At 39.2% G+C, this 19,937-nt stretch carries 16 protein-coding genes and 1 pseudogene; 3 read left to right on the top strand and 14 right to left on the bottom strand.

All coding sequences use genetic code 11. The features are described from left to right. Positions 1-29: 29 nt before the first annotated feature. From ANG_RS03065 to celB, 4 genes are all read right to left on the bottom strand, one after another. The gene (locus ANG_RS03065) at positions 30-1,877 is read right to left on the bottom strand and encodes an APC family permease (RefSeq protein WP_003035537.1); all 1,848 of its coding nucleotides are present in this window, start codon (positions 1,875-1,877) and stop codon (positions 30-32) included. A gap of 252 nt (positions 1,878-2,129) precedes the next feature. Beyond that, positions 2,130-3,074: a mannose-6-phosphate isomerase, class I gene (manA, locus tag ANG_RS03060; RefSeq protein ID WP_003035489.1), complete on the bottom strand. Its 945-nt coding sequence runs from the start codon at positions 3,072-3,074 to the stop codon at positions 2,130-2,132. A gap of 30 nt (positions 3,075-3,104) precedes the next feature. Continuing rightward, the gene (locus ANG_RS03055; RefSeq protein WP_025271653.1) at positions 3,105-3,830 is read right to left on the bottom strand and encodes a GntR family transcriptional regulator; all 726 of its coding nucleotides are present in this window, start codon (positions 3,828-3,830) and stop codon (positions 3,105-3,107) included. A gap of 33 nt (positions 3,831-3,863) precedes the next feature. Next, the gene (gene celB, locus ANG_RS03050) at positions 3,864-5,132 is read right to left on the bottom strand and encodes a PTS cellobiose transporter subunit IIC (RefSeq protein ID WP_020999792.1); all 1,269 of its coding nucleotides are present in this window, start codon (positions 5,130-5,132) and stop codon (positions 3,864-3,866) included. Between the two features lie 142 nt (positions 5,133-5,274). On the opposite strand from celB, the gene ANG_RS03045 reads away from it, so the two are divergent. Then, positions 5,275-6,672, top strand: coding sequence for a glycoside hydrolase family 1 protein (locus tag ANG_RS03045; protein ID WP_020999793.1), 1,398 nt, complete (start codon positions 5,275-5,277; stop codon positions 6,670-6,672). Between the two features lie 133 nt (positions 6,673-6,805). Here the strand turns inward: ANG_RS03045 and ANG_RS03040 are convergent, their stop codons facing one another. The 8 genes from ANG_RS03040 to ANG_RS03005 all read right to left on the bottom strand — a co-directional run bounded on the left by ANG_RS03040 (position 6,806) and on the right by ANG_RS03005 (position 15,335). Beyond that, on the bottom strand, positions 6,806-7,126 hold the full coding sequence (locus ANG_RS03040) for a PTS cellobiose transporter subunit IIA (protein ID WP_003035457.1): 321 nt from the start codon (positions 7,124-7,126) through the stop codon (positions 6,806-6,808). 10 nt (positions 7,127-7,136) lie between these two features. Beyond that, the gene (locus ANG_RS03035) at positions 7,137-7,451 is read right to left on the bottom strand and encodes a PTS cellobiose transporter subunit IIB (protein ID WP_025271652.1); all 315 of its coding nucleotides are present in this window, start codon (positions 7,449-7,451) and stop codon (positions 7,137-7,139) included. Between the two features lie 209 nt (positions 7,452-7,660). After that, a complete protein-coding gene (locus ANG_RS03030) occupies positions 7,661-9,421 on the bottom strand; it encodes an ABC transporter ATP-binding protein (protein ID WP_003035495.1) in 1,761 nt (586 codons plus the stop codon). Next, positions 9,411-11,177 carry an ABC transporter ATP-binding protein gene (locus ANG_RS03025; RefSeq protein ID WP_025271651.1) on the bottom strand — a complete coding sequence of 589 codons (1,767 nt, stop codon included), beginning with the start codon at positions 11,175-11,177 and terminating at the stop codon, positions 9,411-9,413. Before ANG_RS03025 ends, ANG_RS03030 begins: the two co-directional genes overlap by 11 nt. Next, the gene (locus tag ANG_RS03020) at positions 11,170-11,628 is read right to left on the bottom strand and encodes a MarR family winged helix-turn-helix transcriptional regulator (protein WP_003035559.1); all 459 of its coding nucleotides are present in this window, start codon (positions 11,626-11,628) and stop codon (positions 11,170-11,172) included. Before ANG_RS03020 ends, ANG_RS03025 begins: the two co-directional genes overlap by 8 nt. Before the next feature lie 155 nt (positions 11,629-11,783). Continuing rightward, the gene (locus tag ANG_RS03015; RefSeq protein WP_003035443.1) at positions 11,784-12,194 is read right to left on the bottom strand and encodes a peptide deformylase; all 411 of its coding nucleotides are present in this window, start codon (positions 12,192-12,194) and stop codon (positions 11,784-11,786) included. A 67-nt stretch (positions 12,195-12,261) separates the two neighbouring features. Continuing rightward, complete coding sequence (scrK, locus tag ANG_RS03010; protein ID WP_020999796.1) at positions 12,262-13,161, bottom strand: fructokinase ScrK; 900 nt, start codon at positions 13,159-13,161, stop codon at positions 12,262-12,264. 275 nt (positions 13,162-13,436) lie between these two features. Next, positions 13,437-15,335, bottom strand: coding sequence for a sucrose-specific PTS transporter subunit IIBC (locus tag ANG_RS03005; protein WP_025271650.1), 1,899 nt, complete (start codon positions 15,333-15,335; stop codon positions 13,437-13,439). Between the two features lie 191 nt (positions 15,336-15,526). Here ANG_RS03005 and ANG_RS03000 point away from each other — a divergent pair, with 191 nt between their 5' ends. After that, positions 15,527-16,984: a sucrose-6-phosphate hydrolase gene (locus tag ANG_RS03000; protein ID WP_025271649.1), complete on the top strand. Its 1,458-nt coding sequence runs from the start codon at positions 15,527-15,529 to the stop codon at positions 16,982-16,984. Next, complete coding sequence (locus ANG_RS02995; RefSeq protein ID WP_003035453.1) at positions 16,965-17,930, top strand: LacI family DNA-binding transcriptional regulator; 966 nt, start codon at positions 16,965-16,967, stop codon at positions 17,928-17,930. Before ANG_RS03000 ends, ANG_RS02995 begins: the two co-directional genes overlap by 20 nt. Positions 17,931-18,002: 72 nt before the next feature. Here the strand turns inward: ANG_RS02995 and ANG_RS02990 are convergent. Then, positions 18,003-18,827: pseudogene (locus tag ANG_RS02990) on the bottom strand (Cof-type HAD-IIB family hydrolase). A gap of 185 nt (positions 18,828-19,012) precedes the next feature. Beyond that, entirely contained in the window at positions 19,013-19,936 is a 924-nt protein-coding gene (locus ANG_RS02985) for an ATP-binding cassette domain-containing protein (RefSeq protein ID WP_003031730.1), read from the bottom strand. Position 19,937: the final 1 nt, after the last annotated feature.

The raw sequence follows: 19,937 nt of genomic DNA, 5'->3' as shown, positions 1-19,937 counted from the left end.
GTTCCATTCAAAACTGCCGTTTTATGTTCTTACTCTTTTAAGTGATAAGAATAGCTGGCTACAACGACATTTTCATGCCATCTGAGGAAATATTTCAATTTCAAGCTCATTTGATTGTGTAGCATGTTTTGCCAACTATGATTTGGAATGAATTGTGGTACTAGCACTGTTACGGTATAACCTTTCTTCTGCGCACCACGAGCGATTTTTGTCACATACTGTACGGTTGGTCTGATGATATTACGGTAGCTTGTTTCCACATTTACAAATTGAATATCCGGAAAATATTGTTTAAATTCACTGGCTACTTCTTCATCTTTTTCTTGTGTTTCTTTGGTAGATACATGCATGGCAATCACCTCATCACCAATGCTACGCGCATAATTCATCGCACCGACACTAACACGCGTGACATTTCCAACAAGCACCAAAACCAGATTTCCTGCATAGTCTACGCGTTCAATTTCTTCATTCAAACGCAGCTGTTTCGCCACTTTATTGTAATGATTTTTAATACTCAAGAAAATCCATAATAAAACGATGATAATCGGAAAGAATGGCCAAATATCTCGCAAACGAAAAAGTAGCAAAATCGCTACAATGGTGTAACAAATCCCAGCGCCTAAAATATTTGCTACTGAATATTTCAAGAAATGTTTTCCATACTGCTTGCGCCAATGCACGACCATTCCCGTTTGAGAAAGAGCAAAAGGCACAAATACACCAATGGTATAAAGTGGAATGAGCCGTTCAGTATTCCCATTAAAAATTAGCAAAAGAAGAATAGCACCGATAGCTAAAGTCAGAATCCCATTTGAATAACCAAGGCGTGCTCCTTTTTCCATATACATGTGTGGCATATATTTATTTTTTGCCATATTGTAGGATAACATGGGAAAGGCCGAAAAACCTGTATTAGCCGCTACAGCAAGGATAAGCGCTGTTGACAGTTGGAATATATAAAATAGAAGTCGTCCAACAGGTGAATTTCCCAAAATAGCTTGCGCCATTTGAGCGAGCGTTGTAACACCTTTTACCGGAACGATTCCAATCCAGTAATTCAAAAAGGTAATGCCAGCAAACATGAAACCTAAAATGGCTGCCATAATTGCCAAGGTTTTCGCTGCATTTTCAGCTTTGGGTGTTTTGAAAAATGGTACAGAATTTGAAATAGCTTCCACACCTGTCAGAGAAGCCGAACCACTCGTGAAAGCGCGTAGCAGGAGCACTAAGCTGACACCTGAAATAGATTTTCCGATAGGAGCTGTTGCATGGTAGGATAAGTTCCCCAGTAATAATTGCAATAAACCAAAGCCAATCAAGAAAACAGTACTTGCAATAAACAAGTAGACTGGTATCATCAGAGAAACCGCAGATTCTCGCAGTCCGCGTAAGTTCATTAGCATTAAAACCAACACTAAAATAATCGAAATGTGCAAATTGTACGGATGCAAAGCAGGAATTGCTGACGTAATCGCATCCGCCCCAGACGAAACAGATACCGCTACTGTCAACATATAATCAACTAGCAAACTACCACCTGAAACTAGACCAGCTTTTGGTGAAAGATTTTCCGTTGTAACCATATAAGCCCCACCGCCTTGTGGGTAAGCATGAATCACCTGACGATATGAAATGGTTAAACTGGCCAGCAAAATCAGCACCACAATACCAATTGGTAACGACCACCAAATCGCGCCAGCAGATACGGATACCAAAACCAAAACAACTTGTTCAGGACCATAGGCAATCGAAGATAGAGCATCGCTTGACAACATAGCCAGAGCTTGCAGTTTTGTTAATAAGTTCCCTTCTTCTCCCTCATCGCTTGATTTCAAAGGTCGACCAATAAAAATATTCTTCAACTTGGAAAACATCTTTTTCTCCTAAATTTTTCAATATCAGCCATTATAACGCTTTTTTGAAATACTATCAACGTTTTCTGAAAATGACATCATTTTTTAATATAACTGATAATTTCTGCAAAAATATAAGGATTATACAGTTAGAATTGTTTCATAGATAGCTTTAAAAATCTGTAGAACAGTAGAGAACTATGCCATAATGCTTTGTCTTATGATAAAAGAGGTCAAGGAATTTCCTCAACCTCTGATGTTCTATAAAAGCTATTACGGATGACTAACAATCATTTCAAGGTTTTTCCCCTCGAAAGTCCACTCTTCCACATCGCTTGGTAGGATAAAATGGTCTCCTTTTGCGATTGGATACGTTTCTCCATCTACGGTCAGCACACCTCGCCCTGCTAGCACACTTACTAGCAAATAAGCAGCTGTTTTCTCGATATCCACTTTCCCTGACACTTCCCATTTGTAAACGGCAAAGAAATCACTGGCAACCAAAAGGGTTGATTGCAAATCATCTGCTTTCACAGTAACTGGTCGGCTATTGGCCGGCGCACCGATATTGAGCACATCAATGGATTTTTCAAAATGCAGCTCACGCAGATTGCCTTCATCATCTTTTCGGTCAAAGTCGTAGACACGATAGGTAGTGTCGCTAGACTGTTGCGTTTCTAAAATCAAAATACCTGATCCAATGGCGTGCATAGTACCGCTTGGAACATAGAAGAAATCCTCAGCCTTGACTGGCACCTTGGTTAATAGTTTGTCCCATTCTTTCTTTTCAATCTGCTGGCGCAACTCTTCTCGTGACTTGGCATTGTGCCCATAGATGATTTCTGCTCCTTCATCTGCAGCGATCACATACCAGCACTCTGTTTTTCCCAACTCCCCTTCGTGCTCCATAGCATAATGATCATCTGGGTGAACCTGAACACTAAGCCAATCATTGGCATCCAAAATTTTGGTTAAAAGCGGAAAAACAGGCTCGCTGCTGTTACCAAATAACTCTCGGTGTTCTGCATAGAGCTGATCCAAGCCCATACCAGCAAAGCGACCGTTTTTAATCGTTGATACGCCATGCGGGTGAGCCGAAATCGCCCAGTATTCGCCTACTTTATCACTGGGAATTTTATAGCCAAATTCATCTCGCAGCTTCGTTCCGCCCCAGATTTTTTCCTGCATAACAGATTGTAAAAATAATGGTTCTGACATCATTTCCTCCTTTAATATTGCACAAATGACTTAAATATTTTTAACATCTAAAAGCGAATACCCTCTCGTGTCAAAGCGATTGCGGCTTCTCGAGTACTCAATCGGACGCCCATTTTCGAGATAAACAACTTGTTCAACCTGCAAAAGTGGATCGTCATTTTGACAGTCCAGGTACATTTTATCATATTCATCTGGCTTTTCAGCTGTGATATGGCGATAACTTCCGGCAAATTTTAAGTTTAATTCATCCCATAAATAAGCATAGACAGACTGAAGTAAAATACTCTCATCCAATCCTGGCACCAAATCACACGGCATATAAGTGTGTTCCAACACATAGGGCTTCTCATCAATCAAACGCAAACGTATGATTTTATAAACTGGCGTCGTCACTTCCACTTGCAGGCGCTCTGCAATCTCGGCTTCTGGGAATTCAACTGCAAACTGAATAATCTGGCTCGTTAATTTTCGGTCATCATTTTTGAAATCTTGACTCAAGCCATTGTAATTATTCAAGCGAAATTTTGAATCTTCTTTATCCCAAAAAGAGGAATTTAACACTCTTGTTCCATTTCCTTGTTTGGAAAAAATCAATCCCTCAATGGTTAGAATCTCAACAGCTTTTTTTATAGTCATTCGGCTAACACCGAACTCTTTTGATAATTCAGACTGAATAGGCAACATGGAGTCTACTGGGTAGACTCCATTTGCGATTCTATCTCGAAGTATATTTGCTATTTCTTCGTATTTAGGCATATGATAGCTCCTGCAAATCTGTCATTCATCTCATTATAATACAGAATCAGGTTGTTTGTCCAGCGTACGAAGGAATGGATACCAGATAAGACCTACAATGACCATATCCACCAATTGAAGAATACCTCCTAAAATAGAATTGGTTGCTAGTATTCCGCTAAAGAATATGGGCACTGTCCAAGGAACTGCCACTCCTGTTGGAGCCGGAACAATCCCCAAGGCCATCACAATATAGTTAAATGCAGTAACAATAATTGGTGCCAAGACCCATGGAATCAAAATAGTCGCATTCAACACGATTGGCAAACCAAAGATAACTGGTTCGTTAACATTGAAAATTCCAGCACCTAATGCCAAGCGACCCACGTCCTTATACATTTTCTTTTTCAGAACAAAAGCCATAATGATGACAACTGCTAAGGTCATACCTGAACCACCAAGTCCTACAGTAAATGTTTCCATAAACGATTTTGAAATGATATGCGGTAAATGCTTGCCGGCTTGATAAGCTTCCAAATTGTCCAACATCAAGGTATTCCAAATGGGATCCATGACAGAATTGACAAGAGTTTGTCCATGAAGCCCAAAGAACCATAAAAATTGCACAAAGAAGATTGCAAGCAAAGTTGCCCAGATACTGCGACCCAATCCAACCAATGGTATTTGAATAACCTTGTAAATAATGTCATGAAGATTTGCATTGAAAAATCCTGTCAAACCAGCATTGATAAACAGGAACACCACTAGAGTTAACATGGCAGGAACTAAAGCCGCAAATGATTTGGCTACTGCAGGCGGAACGCTATCTGGCATTTTAATCTGCCAACCTTTTTTCGTCGCCCAGCAATAGATTTCTGCTGCTAAGAATGCAACAAGCATCCCGAGAAACATCCCTTTGGCTCCTAAACGATCTAAACTAAGAACCCCTGAAATTTTTGCTCCTCTATCCGTCATCGTGTAAAACGGTGTCAAAAGAAGGAAACTAGAAAAGGAAATAGCTCCACCAAAAATCCCTTCAACTTCATAACTCTTAGACAAATAATAGCCAATACCAAACGTTACAAAAACTGTCATAATTGCCATCGTTGCATTTTGTCCACTGCCAAATAGATTAGACAAAGTAGCTTTCGTTGCATCATTGAAAAACGGCAAATTGTTAAATACGACTACAATTGAGCCAAACATCGTTAATGGAAAGGAGAGCATAAAGGCATCTCGTAAAACAGCCAAATAACGATTGGAAGCGAGTTTGTTTGCCAATGGCAACAACTTATCACCGATTTGATCTAGAAACTTGTTCATCAATCTTCCCTCTTTTTCTTTTTTGATACTCTAACTATACTATACTTTTTTTAAAATGTCTATACTTTTTATATAAAAGATTGACTTTTTTTAAAAAAGTATAGTATTATATTGTAGACTATTTTTAAAAAGGAGAAAATATATGACATTTTTAACATTTCCAAAAGGCTTCTTTTGGGGAACTGCTTCCAGTGGACCGCAAACAGAAGGTCGATTTGACGGCGATGGAAAAGGAGAGAATATCTGGGACTATTGGTACAACAAAGAACCTGAAAAATTCTTCAACCATATTGGACCTGATAAAGCTTCCTATAATTATCAGTATTACAAAGAAGATGTGCAACTAATGAAAGCAACTGGACACAATTCTTTCCGCACTTCTATCCAATGGAGTCGTCTAATCCCAGAAGGCGTTGGTGCTGTTAATCCAAAAGCTGTAGATTTTTACAATTCATTCATTGATGAACTGATTACAAATGGGATTGAACCATTTATTAACTTATACCATTTTGACATGCCAATGGCACTACAAGCAAAAGGCGGTTGGCTTAATCGAGAAACGGTTGATGCTTATGTAAACTTTGCAAGAACTTGCTTTGCCCTATTTGGTAATCGCGTCAAATATTGGTTCACTCACAATGAACCCATTGTCCCCGTCGAAGGTGGTTACCTCTACAATTTCCACTATCCAAATGAAATCAACATGAAACACGCTGTACAAGTGGCTTTTCACGAAATGCTCGCCAGCAGCTTAGCTGTCAAAGCCTATCACGAAAAGCAAGATGGTAAAATTGGGATTATCCTCAACTTAACCCCAAGCTATCCGCGTGATGAGAATAATCCTGAAGACGTCAAAGCTGCTCAAATTGCAGATGCTTTCTTTAATCGCTCTTTCTTAGATCCTGCCATCAAAGGCGAATACACTGCTGATTTGATTGCTATCATTAAAGAATTGGATATGATGCCAGAATACACAGCTGAAGATTTGCAGACCATTAAAGAAAATACCATTGACTTGCTTGGTGTCAATTATTACCAGCCACGCCGAGTTAAAGCAAAGGAAAACCCTGCCGATAAAGACCCGCAGAATCCTATGCCAGATGATTTCTTTGACTACTACGATATGCCAGGTAAAAAAATGAACCCTTATCGCGGTTGGGAAATCTATGAAAAAGGAATTTATGATATTATGATGAATGTCCGTGATAACTATGGAAATCTTCCTTGCTATATCTCAGAAAACGGCATGGGCGTCGAAGGTGAGGAGCGCTATATCAACGCCAATGGTCAAATTGAGGACGACTACCGTATTGACTTCATCAAAGATCACCTCCGTTACCTACACCAAGCCATTGAAGAAGGAGCTAACTGCATCGGCTATCATCTTTGGACTTGTATGGACAATTGGTCCTGGTGCAATGCCTACAAAAATCGCTATGGTCTCATTGCCGTTGACCTTGATAAGAAAGGAAAACGAACGATTAAAAAATCAGGTTATTTCTTTAAAGAGTTGTCTGACAAAAACGGTTTTGAAGATTAAATATGACAAAACTCCCCAAGGGTTCCGATACCTTGGGGAGTTTATGCTAAATAAAAGATAAAAAATAAACCTATAACATGTAACTAATTCACACAAACACTATAAGTTTATTCTTAGGAGGTTTATAAATAAATTATTTTTCTTCTAACTTTTTATATAATTCAAACATCTCTAATGCCACTTCACGTAATGTCATTGTTGTCATCAAATGATCCTGTGCATGAACCATGATGATCTCAATCTTAATCTCAACGCCACTTGCGTAATCTTGCAACAATTTCGTCTGTGCGTGATGTGCTTCAACCAATTCTGTATTCGCGGCTTCCAATTTTTGAGAAGCTTCATCGTAGTGACCAAGTCGCATCGCTGCAAATGCTTCGTGTACTGTTGCACGCGCAGTTCCACTATGAAGAATGATTTCAAATGCTACTACTTGTAATTCTTCTGTATTCATAACATCCTCTTTATAGATTGTCTGTGACTACTTTAGCCAGAGCTGCGACTCCTGTTGGGATTGGAACATAGGCTTGAAGTGGAATTTGAACAACTGGACGTCCAACTTTTTCTCCGAGGTCAGCAAATTGTTTGAAATACATTCTTGTTTGAGGACTAATTAAATAAAGATCAAATGTGGCAGATTCAATTACTTTATTTCCTTCTGTTGCTCCAATTGCTTCAACAGTAATATCTTGTCCTTGACCTTGAAGGTATTCAGTTGTCTTTTTAGCCATGAGAGAAGAAGACATCCCTGCTGCACAGATAATTAACGCTTTTGTCATGAAATTTCTCCTTAAAATTTTGTATATGAGGTAAGTTTTTATTAACAAATTACCTATCATTGAAATTAGTATAGCACAGTTTTTATTAAATGTCTAGTCTTTTATATATAAAGATTATACTTTTTCAAAAATTTAATAACAAAAAACTCTTTCCGGTCAAAGTTTGACTAGAAAGAGTCCCTATTGTAATTTATCGTTTGTCATTTCCTTTACGCATACTCTGCGTCTTCATCGAATTGACTATTGTAAAGATCAGCATAGAAGCCATTTTCTTCCATCAATTGATCGTGATTTCCTTGTTCAATGATATTACCATTACGCATGACCAAAATCAAATCAGCATTACGAATTGTTGACAAACGGTGAGCAATGACAAAGGAAGTTCGTCCTTCCATTAGTTTATCCATCGCTTTTTGAATCAATTCTTCTGTCCGCGTATCAACAGATGAAGTCGCTTCGTCCAAGATAAGCAACGGAGCATCTTTAAGAAGGGCACGCGCAATGGTCAGCAATTGCTTTTGCCCCACAGAAAGACTTACTGTATCGTCCAGCACCATATCGTATCCTTTTGGTAGAGTCTTGATGAAGTGATGAACCCCAACAGCTTTGGCAGCTGCCACAACTGCTTCGTCAGAAATATTTTTCTGATTGTAAATCAAATTTTCTTTAATCGTTCCCTCAAATAACCAAGTGTCTTGGAGAACCATGGAGAAGGCATCGTGTACCTCAGAACGTTTCATTTGCTTCGTATCAACACCGTCAATTGTAATGCGCCCCTTATCAATCTCATAAAATTTCATGAGCAAGTTGACAATGGTCGTCTTCCCAGCACCGGTCGGACCGACAATGGCAATTTTTTGCCCTGCTTTTGCATTGGCAGAGAAATCATGAATAATCGTTCGATCTGGATTATAACCAAAGAATACCTTATCAAAGGTAACATCTCCTTTTAGGGTCGTGAGTTGTTGCGCTTTGTGCTCATCATTTTCCATTTCAGGCTCTGCTAAAAATTCAAATACGCGTCCCATAGCAGCGCTAGCTTGTTGAAGAGTAGTAATCCCTTGTGCAATTTGTGACAACGGTTGAGAGAAAATCCGTACATATACCATAAAGGCAACAATCGTTCCCATAGTGACATCGCCATTCAAGGCCATGCTCGCCCCAACCAAAACAACCATAACGTAACCGAAGTTCCCTACAAACATCATAAGCGGCATCATAATCCCTGAAATGAATTGTGATTTCCACATGCTGTTGTAAAGATTGGTATTGAGCGTTTGAAAGGTTGCTTTAGATTCCTCTGCAGCATTGTAGCTGACAATGACATTGTGACCAGAATACATCTCTTCCACATATCCATTGACACTAGCAAGATTCTCTTGTTGTGTGCGGAAAAACCGTTGTGATTTGCCCATAATCAACGCAACAAAGACAAAACCAATCAAAACCGATCCAATCGTTACAAAGGATAGAACCACGTTGTTATAAAACATCATAAAGAGAACAGCAATGAGAAGCAAACTTGATGAAATCACTGTTCCTAAACTTTGGTTCAGCGATTGTCCAACAGTATCCACGTCATTAGTGACTCGTGAAAGAGTGTCCCCTTGCGAATGACTATCAAAATACCGCAAGGGTAATTTATTAATTTTCTCCGCAATGGCTGTCCGTAAACGTTTTGAAAAATGCTGAACGACGGACGAAATAATAAAGGATTGCATATAATTTAATACAGCACCCACCACATATAAAACTGCTAAGAAAAGAGCAATATTAGAGATAGCCTTCAGATCAATCCGACTTCTCATTCCTTCTGTGATGAGATTGGTAATTTCTTTTAATTTGACCGGACCATAAACCGTGATAACACTAGATAGTATTACTCCCACAAATGCAACGAGCAAGGGAAACTGGAATCCTTTGATATAGGGTTCCACTTGGCTAAATAAAGATGATTTTTTATTTTCCATTTTCCAATTCCTCCTTTGATAATTGTGAGTAAGCAATTTCTTGATAAACTGCGGTCGTTGCCAGCAATTCTTTATGAGTACCCTGACCGACTACTTTTCCTTTATCCAGTACCAAAATCTGATCGGCATCCATAATCGTTGAAATCCGTTGCGCCACAATCAATCTAGTTGTATCCTTCACTTTTTTCGCTAATTCTTCCCGCAAAATGCGGTCTGTCTTATAGTCCAGCGCCGAAAATGAATCATCAAAAATCAAAATTTCAGGCTTGCGAGCAAGTGCACGCGCAATCGCCAAACGTTGCTTTTGCCCACCAGAGAAATTGGTACCGCTTTGCACAACTTCAGATTGCAAACCATCTTCTTTTTCTTCAACAAATGATCTCGCCTGTGCCAAGTCCAATGCAGCCCACATTTTTTCGTCATCCAATGGGCTTTCATTGCTTTGCCCAAAGTCTAAATTACTCTTGATATCACCAGAGAAGAGGACAGCTTTTTGTGGAATGTAGCCAACTTTATTATGCAAATCTTCCAGCTGATAATCTTTGACGTTTACGCCATCCACTAAAATTTTTCCTTCTGTCACATCATAGAAACGAGGAATTAAGCTGATTAAAGTGGATTTCCCAGAACCAGTTGATCCAATGAAAGCTACGGTTTCACCTGCTTTAGCTGTAAAGCTAACATGTTCGATAACAGCCTCAGAATTTTTAGCATAGCGGAAAGATACATTGTCAAATACCACTTCACCTTTGACATCTTTCGCTATTTTTGGCTCTGTTGGAGACTCAATCGTTGAATATAAATCAAGCACTTCATTGATCCGTCCGGCAGACACCAAGGTACGAGGTAGAATGATAAAAAGAGCCCCCATAAGCATGAAGCCTATCACCACTTGCATGGCATAAGACATAAAGACGACCATATCACTAAAAATTGGCAAACGTTCTGGTAAGGCTGCGTCTTGAATCAAGTAAGCCCCAATCCAATAAATCGCCAAAGTCAAGCCGCTCGAAATCCCCATCATAATTGGATTTAAAATCGCCATGAGACGACTGACAAAGAGATTCAAACGAGTCACTTCATCATTAGCTCCTGCAAACTTGTCATCTTGATAGTCTTCAGCGTTATAAGCCCGAACAACACGAATCCCTGTTAGACTTTCACGCGTAATACTATTTAACTTATCAGTCAACCGTTGAATAACGGATTGCTTTGGAAAGGCAAGCGTCATCAGAACTGTTGTCATGATAATATTCACAATAACTGCGACAATAACTGCCCACAACCAGTATTCTGATTTCCCAATGATTTTTGTAATCGCCCAAATCGCCATAATCGGCCCACGAGTCACGACTTGCAAGCCCATAGTAATCATAAGCTGAATTTGCGTAAGATCATTGGTTGTCCGCGTTAAAAGACTTGGAATAGAAAATCTCTTAATCTCAGCATTTGAATAATCCAGTACACGATTGAAAATATCTGAGCGCAAGCTCGTTGTAAAGCTAGCTGCCAATCTAGCCGCAATAAAACCAACTACCACAGCACTGAGAAAACTAGCAAATGACAATCCAATCATTTTCAAGCCCGGATTCCACAAATCAGAAACGACCGTTCCTTTCGTATGTAGGAGTTCCGTAATTTTTGAAATATAAGTTGGAACCTCTAATTCTAAATAAACTGTTAAACAAGTAAACAAGATGCTGATGACAATCATCCCTACTTCTTTGACAGTTAAACGTTTAAACAATTTAAACATTCGCTTCTCCTTTTTCTAATTTTTCAATATTCTGGTAAAATTTCCCCATCACTTGAAAAAAAGTAACCAAATCTTCTTCTGAAATATCTGTCAATAGGCAACGATCCATTTCATCAAAAAAATCACGAATTTTATTCATGCGCTCTTTTGATTCCGGCGTTAAACGAATAATCTTAGCGCGTTTATCTGCTTCACTCACTTCCAGATAAATCAAGCCATTCTTCACCATTCGCTTCATTAAATTACTGGCAACGGACTTAGTAATGCCCAACTCCTGCTCAATATCTTTAATAAAGGTCATCTTATCACAGTCTTCGCGGTGATTCACAAAATGCAATACTTGCCCTTGTGGACCCGCCATAAATTCAATCCCTCGCTCTTTGGCAATTTTTTGAATCATCAGATGTGTCTTCCGTCCAAATCGCTTGAATTCTAATAATGGTTTTTCCATTTGATTTCCTTTCAAATAGTTCGCTAGAGAACCAATTAGTTTTCATGAGAACTATTTTACTATAATTCAAACGAATGTCAAGAAAAAAGTTCCTATGAGAACTATTTTTTGACCAATTAAAAACCCAGTACTATAAAAGCTGAGTTTTCAGGTCATTAAATCAAAATCCCCTCCAAATGATCCAGTTCATGCTGGCAGATTTGTGCGGGAAAATCTTTCAAAGTCAGCGTTTGTTTTTGCCAATGTTGATCCAAATATTCAACTGTAATTTCCTTATAACGAGTTGTCAAGCGACTCCCCGCAAGTGATAAACAGTACTCTTCCGCTCGGTAAGGAGATGACTTCCTTTTCAAAATAGGATTGAACATGATAACAGGAATCACGTCGTACATCAATATAATGATGCGTTTTTGAACTCCAATCATATTGGCTGCCATTCCGACACACTTATCTTGGTTCGCTCTTAAGGTATCGAACAAATCTTGCCCAATTCCGACATCTTCTTTGCTTGCTGGTTGTGCTTTCTGCTGCAAAACCAACATATCTTTTACAATTGGTTTAATCATTTTCTTCCTTATGTCAAAAAAAGAGCAAGCTTATTCAATATTCACTCACTTGCTCTCAATTACTCAATTATCCTTTGTTTTTTTCGCTGACTTTTTTAGCTAAGACAAAGTTTCCAAGTGTCGCTGACCCATTTCCTGCAACCGCTGGCGTTACAATGTAATCACGTACATCTGGAACAGGCAAATAACCATTCAACAAAACTGTGAACTTTTCACGAACGCGATCCAACATGTGCTGTCGCGCCATAACACCTCCACCAAAGACAATCACATCTGGTCGAAAAGTCACTGTCGCTTGAATTGCTGCTTGCGCAATATAATAGGCTTGAATATCCCAAACAGAGCTGTTTAGTTCAATATTTTCACCTCGAATGCCTGTCCGGGCCTCTAAACTAGGTCCAGCAGCTAATCCCTCTAAACAGCCATTATGGAATGGACACACTCCATTAAATTCTTTTTCTACATCCATTGGGTGTTTTGCAACATAATAATGCCCCATTTCTGGATGACCCGTTCCACTGATGAATTCTCCACGCTGAATGGCACCAGCACCGATTCCCGTTCCAATCGTATAGTAAACTAGATTTTCAATGCGTCCGCCTGCATTATTTCGTGCCACTACTTCACCATAAGCAGAGCTATTAACATCTGTCGTAAAGTAAATCGGTACATTTAAAGCACGTCGCAAAGCACCGACAATATCGACATTTGCCCAGTGTGGTTTAGGTGTCGTTGTAATAAAACCATACGTTTTTGAATTAGGATCAATGTCAATCGGACCAAATGAACCCACCGCAAGACCAGCTAAATTCTCAAAACGAGAGAAAAATGCAATCGTCTTATCCAACGTTTCAATCGGTGTGGTCGTTGGAAATTGTGTTTTTTCAATTACTTCAAAGTTTTCATCTCCAACCGCACACACAAATTTTGTACCACCAGCTTCTAGGCTTCCATACAATTTTGTCATTTCAAAACCTCTTTTTATTTTGTTTTCTTCTCTATTCATTATAGCATATCATCGTATGACTTCTGAGTAAAAATCTTACTTTTTCTTCTCTTTTTCAAAGAAAAGGGAGTGGGAAAGAACTGGAAAGAGTTCGTTTCCCACCCCTGCACAGTTGATTGACAACTTTGAGACGTGAAGGGAGTAAAGAAAACAATCAACCGCTGTGTTAATGTGTTTTGTTAACCAAAAGTGAAGAAGCTGAACCTTTTTGCTCAGCCTCTTATCACATTATACGGTTAGGCTTTTAGCTCAATCACAGCATCGCCTTTCGCTACTGTACCCTCTGCAACAGGAGTAACAGAAGCATAATCAGCTGTGTTGGTAACAATCACCATAGTTGTATCATCAAGACCAGCGGCTGCAATTTTCGCAGCATCAAATGTACCAAGAACATCGCCAGCTTTCACCTTATCACCTTGAGCAACTTTTTGATCAAATCCGTCACCGTTCATAGAAACTGTGTCAATACCTACGTGAATCAAGATTTCAGCACCTTTTGCCGTTTTCAAGCCGTAAGCGTGACCAGTTGCAAATGCGATTGTCACTTCTGCATCCGCAGGAGCATACACAACACCTTCACTAGGTTTCACCGCAACTCCTTGTCCCATAGCACCGCTAGAGAATACTGGATCATTGACATCTTTCAAGTCAACCATTTGACCAACGATTGGAGAAACGATTGTTTCATCAGAAAGGACTGGCGCAGCTGCTTCATTAGCTTCTACTACTTCTTTTGCTTCAGTCACTTCTTCTTCAGCATCTTTGTAACCAAATGCGTAAGTCAAACCAAATCCAAGACCAGTAGTTACAAGTACCATAAAGATATATTGAAGAACTTGACCATTCAGATAGAGAAGCGTACCTGGGATAATAGTAATACCAAATCCAGTACCAGCAAGTCCAAGAATAGAAGCTAACCAACCACCAGCAGCACCGGCAACAAGACCAAGTACAAATGGTTTACCATAACGTAAGTTTACCCCGAAAATAGCTGGTTCAGTAATTCCAAGACCTGCAGAGAGAGCAGCCGGGAAGGCAAGAGCTTTTAGTTTTTTAGATTTTGTTTTTACACCAACTGCAAGAGTTGCACCCGCTTGGGCAGTCATAGCAGCTGTGATGATTGCATTAAAGGCATCTTTTCCTTCATTTGCAATCAATTGTGCTTCTAGTAAGTTGAAGATATGGTGAACACCAGTTACCACGATAAGCTGATGCACACCACCAAGGATGAGACCAGCTAAGCCAAACGGTAAGGCAAGAATAGCTTTTGTCGCAGCAAGAATGACATTTTCAAGTGAGTGGAAGATTGGACCAATGACAAAGAGTCCAAGAACTGACATCACAAGGAAGGTCAAGAATGGCACAACAAGCAAATCAAGCACATCTGGAATTTTCTTATGCAACCATTTTTCAAGTTTCGCACCAAGTAGTCCAATGAAGAAGGCTGGCAATACTGAGTTTTGATAACCAACTACTGGAATGAAACCAAAGAACATGATTGGCTTTGCAGCACCAGAAGCTACATCCCAAGCATTTGGAAGAGCGGTATTTACCAACATCAAACCAAGTACAATACCGATCACTGGATTCCCACCGAATACACGGAAAGCTGACCAAGAAATCAAAGCTGGGAAGAAGGCAAATGCTGTATCTGTCAACACAACTGTGTAAGTATAGAAGTCTGACGCAGCAAAGGCTTTTGAAGTTGTTCCAAATAATCCAAGAATCGTATCGTTATTAATCGCACCACGAATCCCCATGAAAAGACCTGTTGCTACGATTGCTGGCAGGATTGGTACAAATACGTCACCAAATGTACGAACGGCACGTTGGAACCAATTTCCCTTTTTAGCTGCTTCTGCTTTTTGCTCACCAGTTGAAGACGTAGGCAAACCAAGCGCTACCACTTCATCATAGATTTTATTCACTGTACCAGTACCAAAGATAATTTGGTATTGACCTGAGTTAAAGAAAGCTCCCTGAACCTTTTCAAGATTCTCAACTCTGTCTTTATCAATCTTAGCTTCATCTTTGACCATGACACGCAGACGGGTCGCACAGTGAGCAACACTACTTACATTGTCACATCCGCCAATGGCCGCAATGACTGCTTTTGCAATGTCCTTATTTTCCATTTGCATCTCCTTATTGAAAATAATTAACTTTTATGAAAGCGATTTAATCGCTCCTACGACTATTATTTTAACATGATTTTAAAATATGTCAAGCGTTTTGCAGAAATTTTATTTTTTTCTATTAAAAAGTTGATTTTTTCAGAGAAAACGTTTACTATATAAGTAAGAAAACTATCTCGGAGGACAAAAGATTGGCTTGGACTACTAAACAACGTTACAAACGCTATGAACAATGGACTGAAAATGAAATCCAACAGATAAAAGATAAAATCGCTACGTCGCCTTGGCGTGCTACCTACCACGTAGAGCCTGATACGGGACTGCTGAATGACCCAAATGGTTTTTCCTATTTTGACGGAAAATGGATTGTCTTCTATCAAAATTTTCCATTTGGTGCAACTCATGGGCTCAAGTCTTGGGTACAACTGGAAAGTGATGACCTCGTACACTTCACAGAAACCGGTGTTCGTGTTCTGCCAGACACCCCATTAGACAGTCACGGTGCTTACTCTGGCTCTGCTATGCAGTTTGACGACAAACTTTTCCTATTCTATACTGGAAATGTCCGTGATGAGAATTGGGTTCGTCACCCTTACCAAATCGGCGCTTTGCTGGACAAAGACGGACATATTCAAAAACTAAACAAAGTCTTGATTGAACAACCTCAGGACGCTACAGATCATTTTCGTGATCCTCAGATTTTTAACTACCACGGACAATTTTACGCCATTGTTGGGGAACAAAACCTTGACAAAAAAGGCTATATCAAGCTTTATAAAGCGGTTGACAACGATTATACAAACTGGGAGGAAGTCGGTAATTTAGACTTTGAAAATGACAACACCGCCTACATGATGGAATGTCCAAATCTTGTCTTTATTGATGATAAGCCAATTTTGCTCTACTGTCCTCAAGGTTTATCAAAAAAAGTCACTCCTTATGACAATATTTATCCAAATATGTATAAAATAGGTCAATCGTTTGACACAAAGAAAGCAACAATTATTGAACCTAGTCCTCTGCAAAATTTAGATTATGGATTTGAATGCTACGCCACTCAAGCTTTCAATACTCCTGACGGACGTGCCTTAGCTGTCAGCTGGCTAGGATTACCAGATATTGCCTATCCATCCGACCGTTTCGACCACCAAGGAACATTCTCTTTGGTCAAAGAATTAACCCTAAAAGACGGTAAACTCTATCAATACCCTGTCCCAGCTATCACATCCTTGCGCACAGATAATAGCCAAACATTTGCTAATCAAGCGCAAACAAAGAACTGCTATGAATTAGAACTAGAATTTACAGCTGATTCACAAGCTGAAATCGTCCTTTTTGCAGATCAAGAGCATAAAGGGCTACGCATTCGCTTTGACATCAAAAATGGTCAAGTAACGGTTGACCGTAGTCAAGCCGGTGAGCAATACGCTCTTGAATTTGGTACCGTTCGTAGTTGTACGATTGAAAACCAAGCTACAACTGCTACTATCTTCATTGATAAATCAGTTTTTGAAATTTTTATTAACAAAGGAGAAAAAGTATTTTCAGGTCGCATTTTCCCTCATGAAAACCAAAACGGTATTTTTATCAGCGAGGGAAATCCAACTGGAACTTACTATGAATTAGATTATGGTCGCGAAGTTAACTGATGTTGCAAAAATTGCTGGAGTCAGCCCAACCACTGTATCCCGTGTAATTAACAAAAAAGGCTACCTCTCAGAAAAAACGATTACAAAAGTCAATGAGGCTATGCGCGAGTTGGGATACAAGCCCAATAATCTCGCTCGTAGCTTACAAGGAAAATCCGCTAAACTGATTGGATTGATTTTCCCAAATATCAGTCACATTTTTTATGCCGAACTCATTGACAAATTAGAGCATGAGTTATTCAAAAGAGGCTACAAGACAATCATCTGCAATAGCGAGCACAATTCAAGCAAGGAAAAAGAGTATCTGGAGATGCTAGAAGCCAATCAAGTGGATGGCATTATCTCAGGCAGCCACAACTTAGGCATCTCTGATTATGACCGTGTAACAGCTCCCATTATCTCTTTTGACCGCAACTTATCCCCTTCCATTCCTGTTGTATCTTCAGACAACTATGCTGGTGGTGTCTTGGCTGCAAAAACCTTGGTCAAATCCGGTGCCCAAAATATCATTATGATTACCGGAAACGATAATTCAAACTCCCCGACAGGTCTCCGCCATGCAGGTTTTGCTTCCATTCTACCTGATGCACCAATTATCAATGTATCAAGTGACTTCTCTCCTATTCGCAAAGAAATGGAAATCAAAAATATTTTAAAACATAGAAAACCTGATGCCATTTTTGCTTCAGATGATCTGACAGCCATTTTAATCATGAAAGTCGCTCAAGAATTGGAAATCAAAATTCCAGAGGATCTAAAAGTCATCGGTTACGACGGAACTTATTTTGTAGAAAACTACTATCCCCAACTAGCCACTATACAGCAACCATTGAAAGATATAGCTTGTTTACTGGTAGATTTGTTGCTTCGAAAAATTGCTGGTGAAGAAGTTGTGACAACCGGCTACTTTCTTCCCGTCCACCTCTCTTCAGGAAAGAGTATTTAATACTGTGAGATAGTTACCCCCCACTTAAGTATTGAGAAATCTTAAGTGGGGGTTAGTGTTTATTAGTTGTTCCTATATTTTATCTGCCAGAAGCACATCATCAATAGCCTGCGCACAGCCACCGTGGTCGTTATCTGCCACAATAATATCTGCCAAACCTTTGATATTCTCATTGGCATTTCCCATAGCAACACCAAAACCTGCTTCGCGAATCATGCTTTCATCATTGTCAGCATCCCCAACAGCAATGATTTGCTCCATAGGAAGATTTAATTTTTGAGCAAGGTGAGCTAAACCCTGCCCCTTTTCAACTCCTTGCGCTGTTAGTTCAAGACCACTTACTTCAGCTTTTATCATCGTTATCTTTTCAGACAATAAAGTTTCATACGATTGATCTCGATCCCTTGCCGTAAAGTGATAAATATTGATTTTGTCAAAATGCTATCTCTCCTTAGCTAACAAATCGTAAATATTATCCACCAAGATAGCTGTTTTATCATAAAGTTCAGTATAAATTTCCATATAATAGTTAGCAATATTCTCAAAATGTGATTTTTGAAGATAGCCTTGTCCGTCAATCATACAAACCAGCATCAAATCTTGAGCTTCTGCTATCGCCTTCACCTTATCCACTGCTATAGCAGGCAAGGTTTGCTTAGCTAAAACGCATTTAGCCTCCAAATCATAAATCAATGCACCACTTGCAAGAATAGCATAGCGAATCCTGCGCAAATCATCTCCATAAGGAAGCAGTTCTGACAAAGAGCGTCCTGTTGAAAGTACAACTTGTTTACCAGCATCTTGAGCTCTCCCAATCGCTTCAACGCTGCTTTTGGCAATCGTTTTGTTACTAGTCAAAAGTGTTCCATCCATATCAAACGCAATCAATTGATACATAACATTTCTCCTTTTTTCTACTAAAATTAGTATAGCATAAAAGCTCAAAAATAGTAAAAAAGCTCAAAACCATGTTATCAAAAACGTTGGTTTTAAGCTTTTTTATTGTCGTTCATTCCTTAATTTTAACTAGAGACTAAGTTCTTATTTAACCTCTTTAATTGTCAACAAAGTTGAAGATCTATTTACAATTCTTTTTTATACTTTTCAACTTCTGCTTTATTAGCCCAGACAAAGTGTCCTGGACGAATTTCAACCATTTCTGGCTTATCTACTGAATAATCATGTTGAGCAGCATCATAAACCTTCAATACTTTCTTCCGCTCCAATATTGGGTCTGGAATTGGGACAGCAGATAGCAATGACTGCGTATAAGGATGGATTGGATTATTGAAGAGTTCTTCTGTTTCAGCCACTTCTACAATCACACCCTTATAAATAACAGCAATACGGTCTGAGATAAAACGTACAACTGATAAATCATGGGCAATGAAAAGATAGGTCAAACCTAGATCTTTTTGGAATTTCTTAAGAAGATTCAAAACTTGCGCGCGCACAGACACGTCCAAAGCTGAAATCGGCTCATCTGCAATGACAAAATCTGGTTCCATAACAAGCGCACGGGCAATCCCAATCCGCTGACGTTGACCACCAGAAAATTCATGCGGGTAACGTGTTAAATGCTCTGATAACAATCCAACTTCATGAATAATATCTTTCACTTTTTTCTTGCGTTCTTCTTCATCTTTAAATAAATGGAAATTATACAAGCCTTCCGAAATGATATAATCAACTGTCGCACGTTCATTCAAACTAGCAGCAGGGTCTTGGAAAATCATTTGAATTTTACGAATGATTTCTGACTCTTCTTCTTTTGATTTTTTGCCATTGATTTTTTTCCCTTCAAAGAAAATCTCTCCATGACTCGTATCATTTAAACCAATAATCGCACGACCAATTGTCGTTTTACCAGAACCAGATTCTCCTACAAGTGAAAACGTTTCTCCTTTATTGATAAAGAAATTAGCATTTTTAACAGCAACAAATTTCTTGCTTCCCTCACCGAAAGAAATTTCCAAATCTTTAACTTCTACTAATTTTTCAGGCATT

Source organism: Streptococcus anginosus subsp. whileyi MAS624 (assembly GCF_000478925.1).
GTDB lineage: Bacteria > Bacillota > Bacilli > Lactobacillales > Streptococcaceae > Streptococcus > Streptococcus whileyi.
This window is presented reverse-complemented; position numbering and strand designations above follow the sequence as displayed.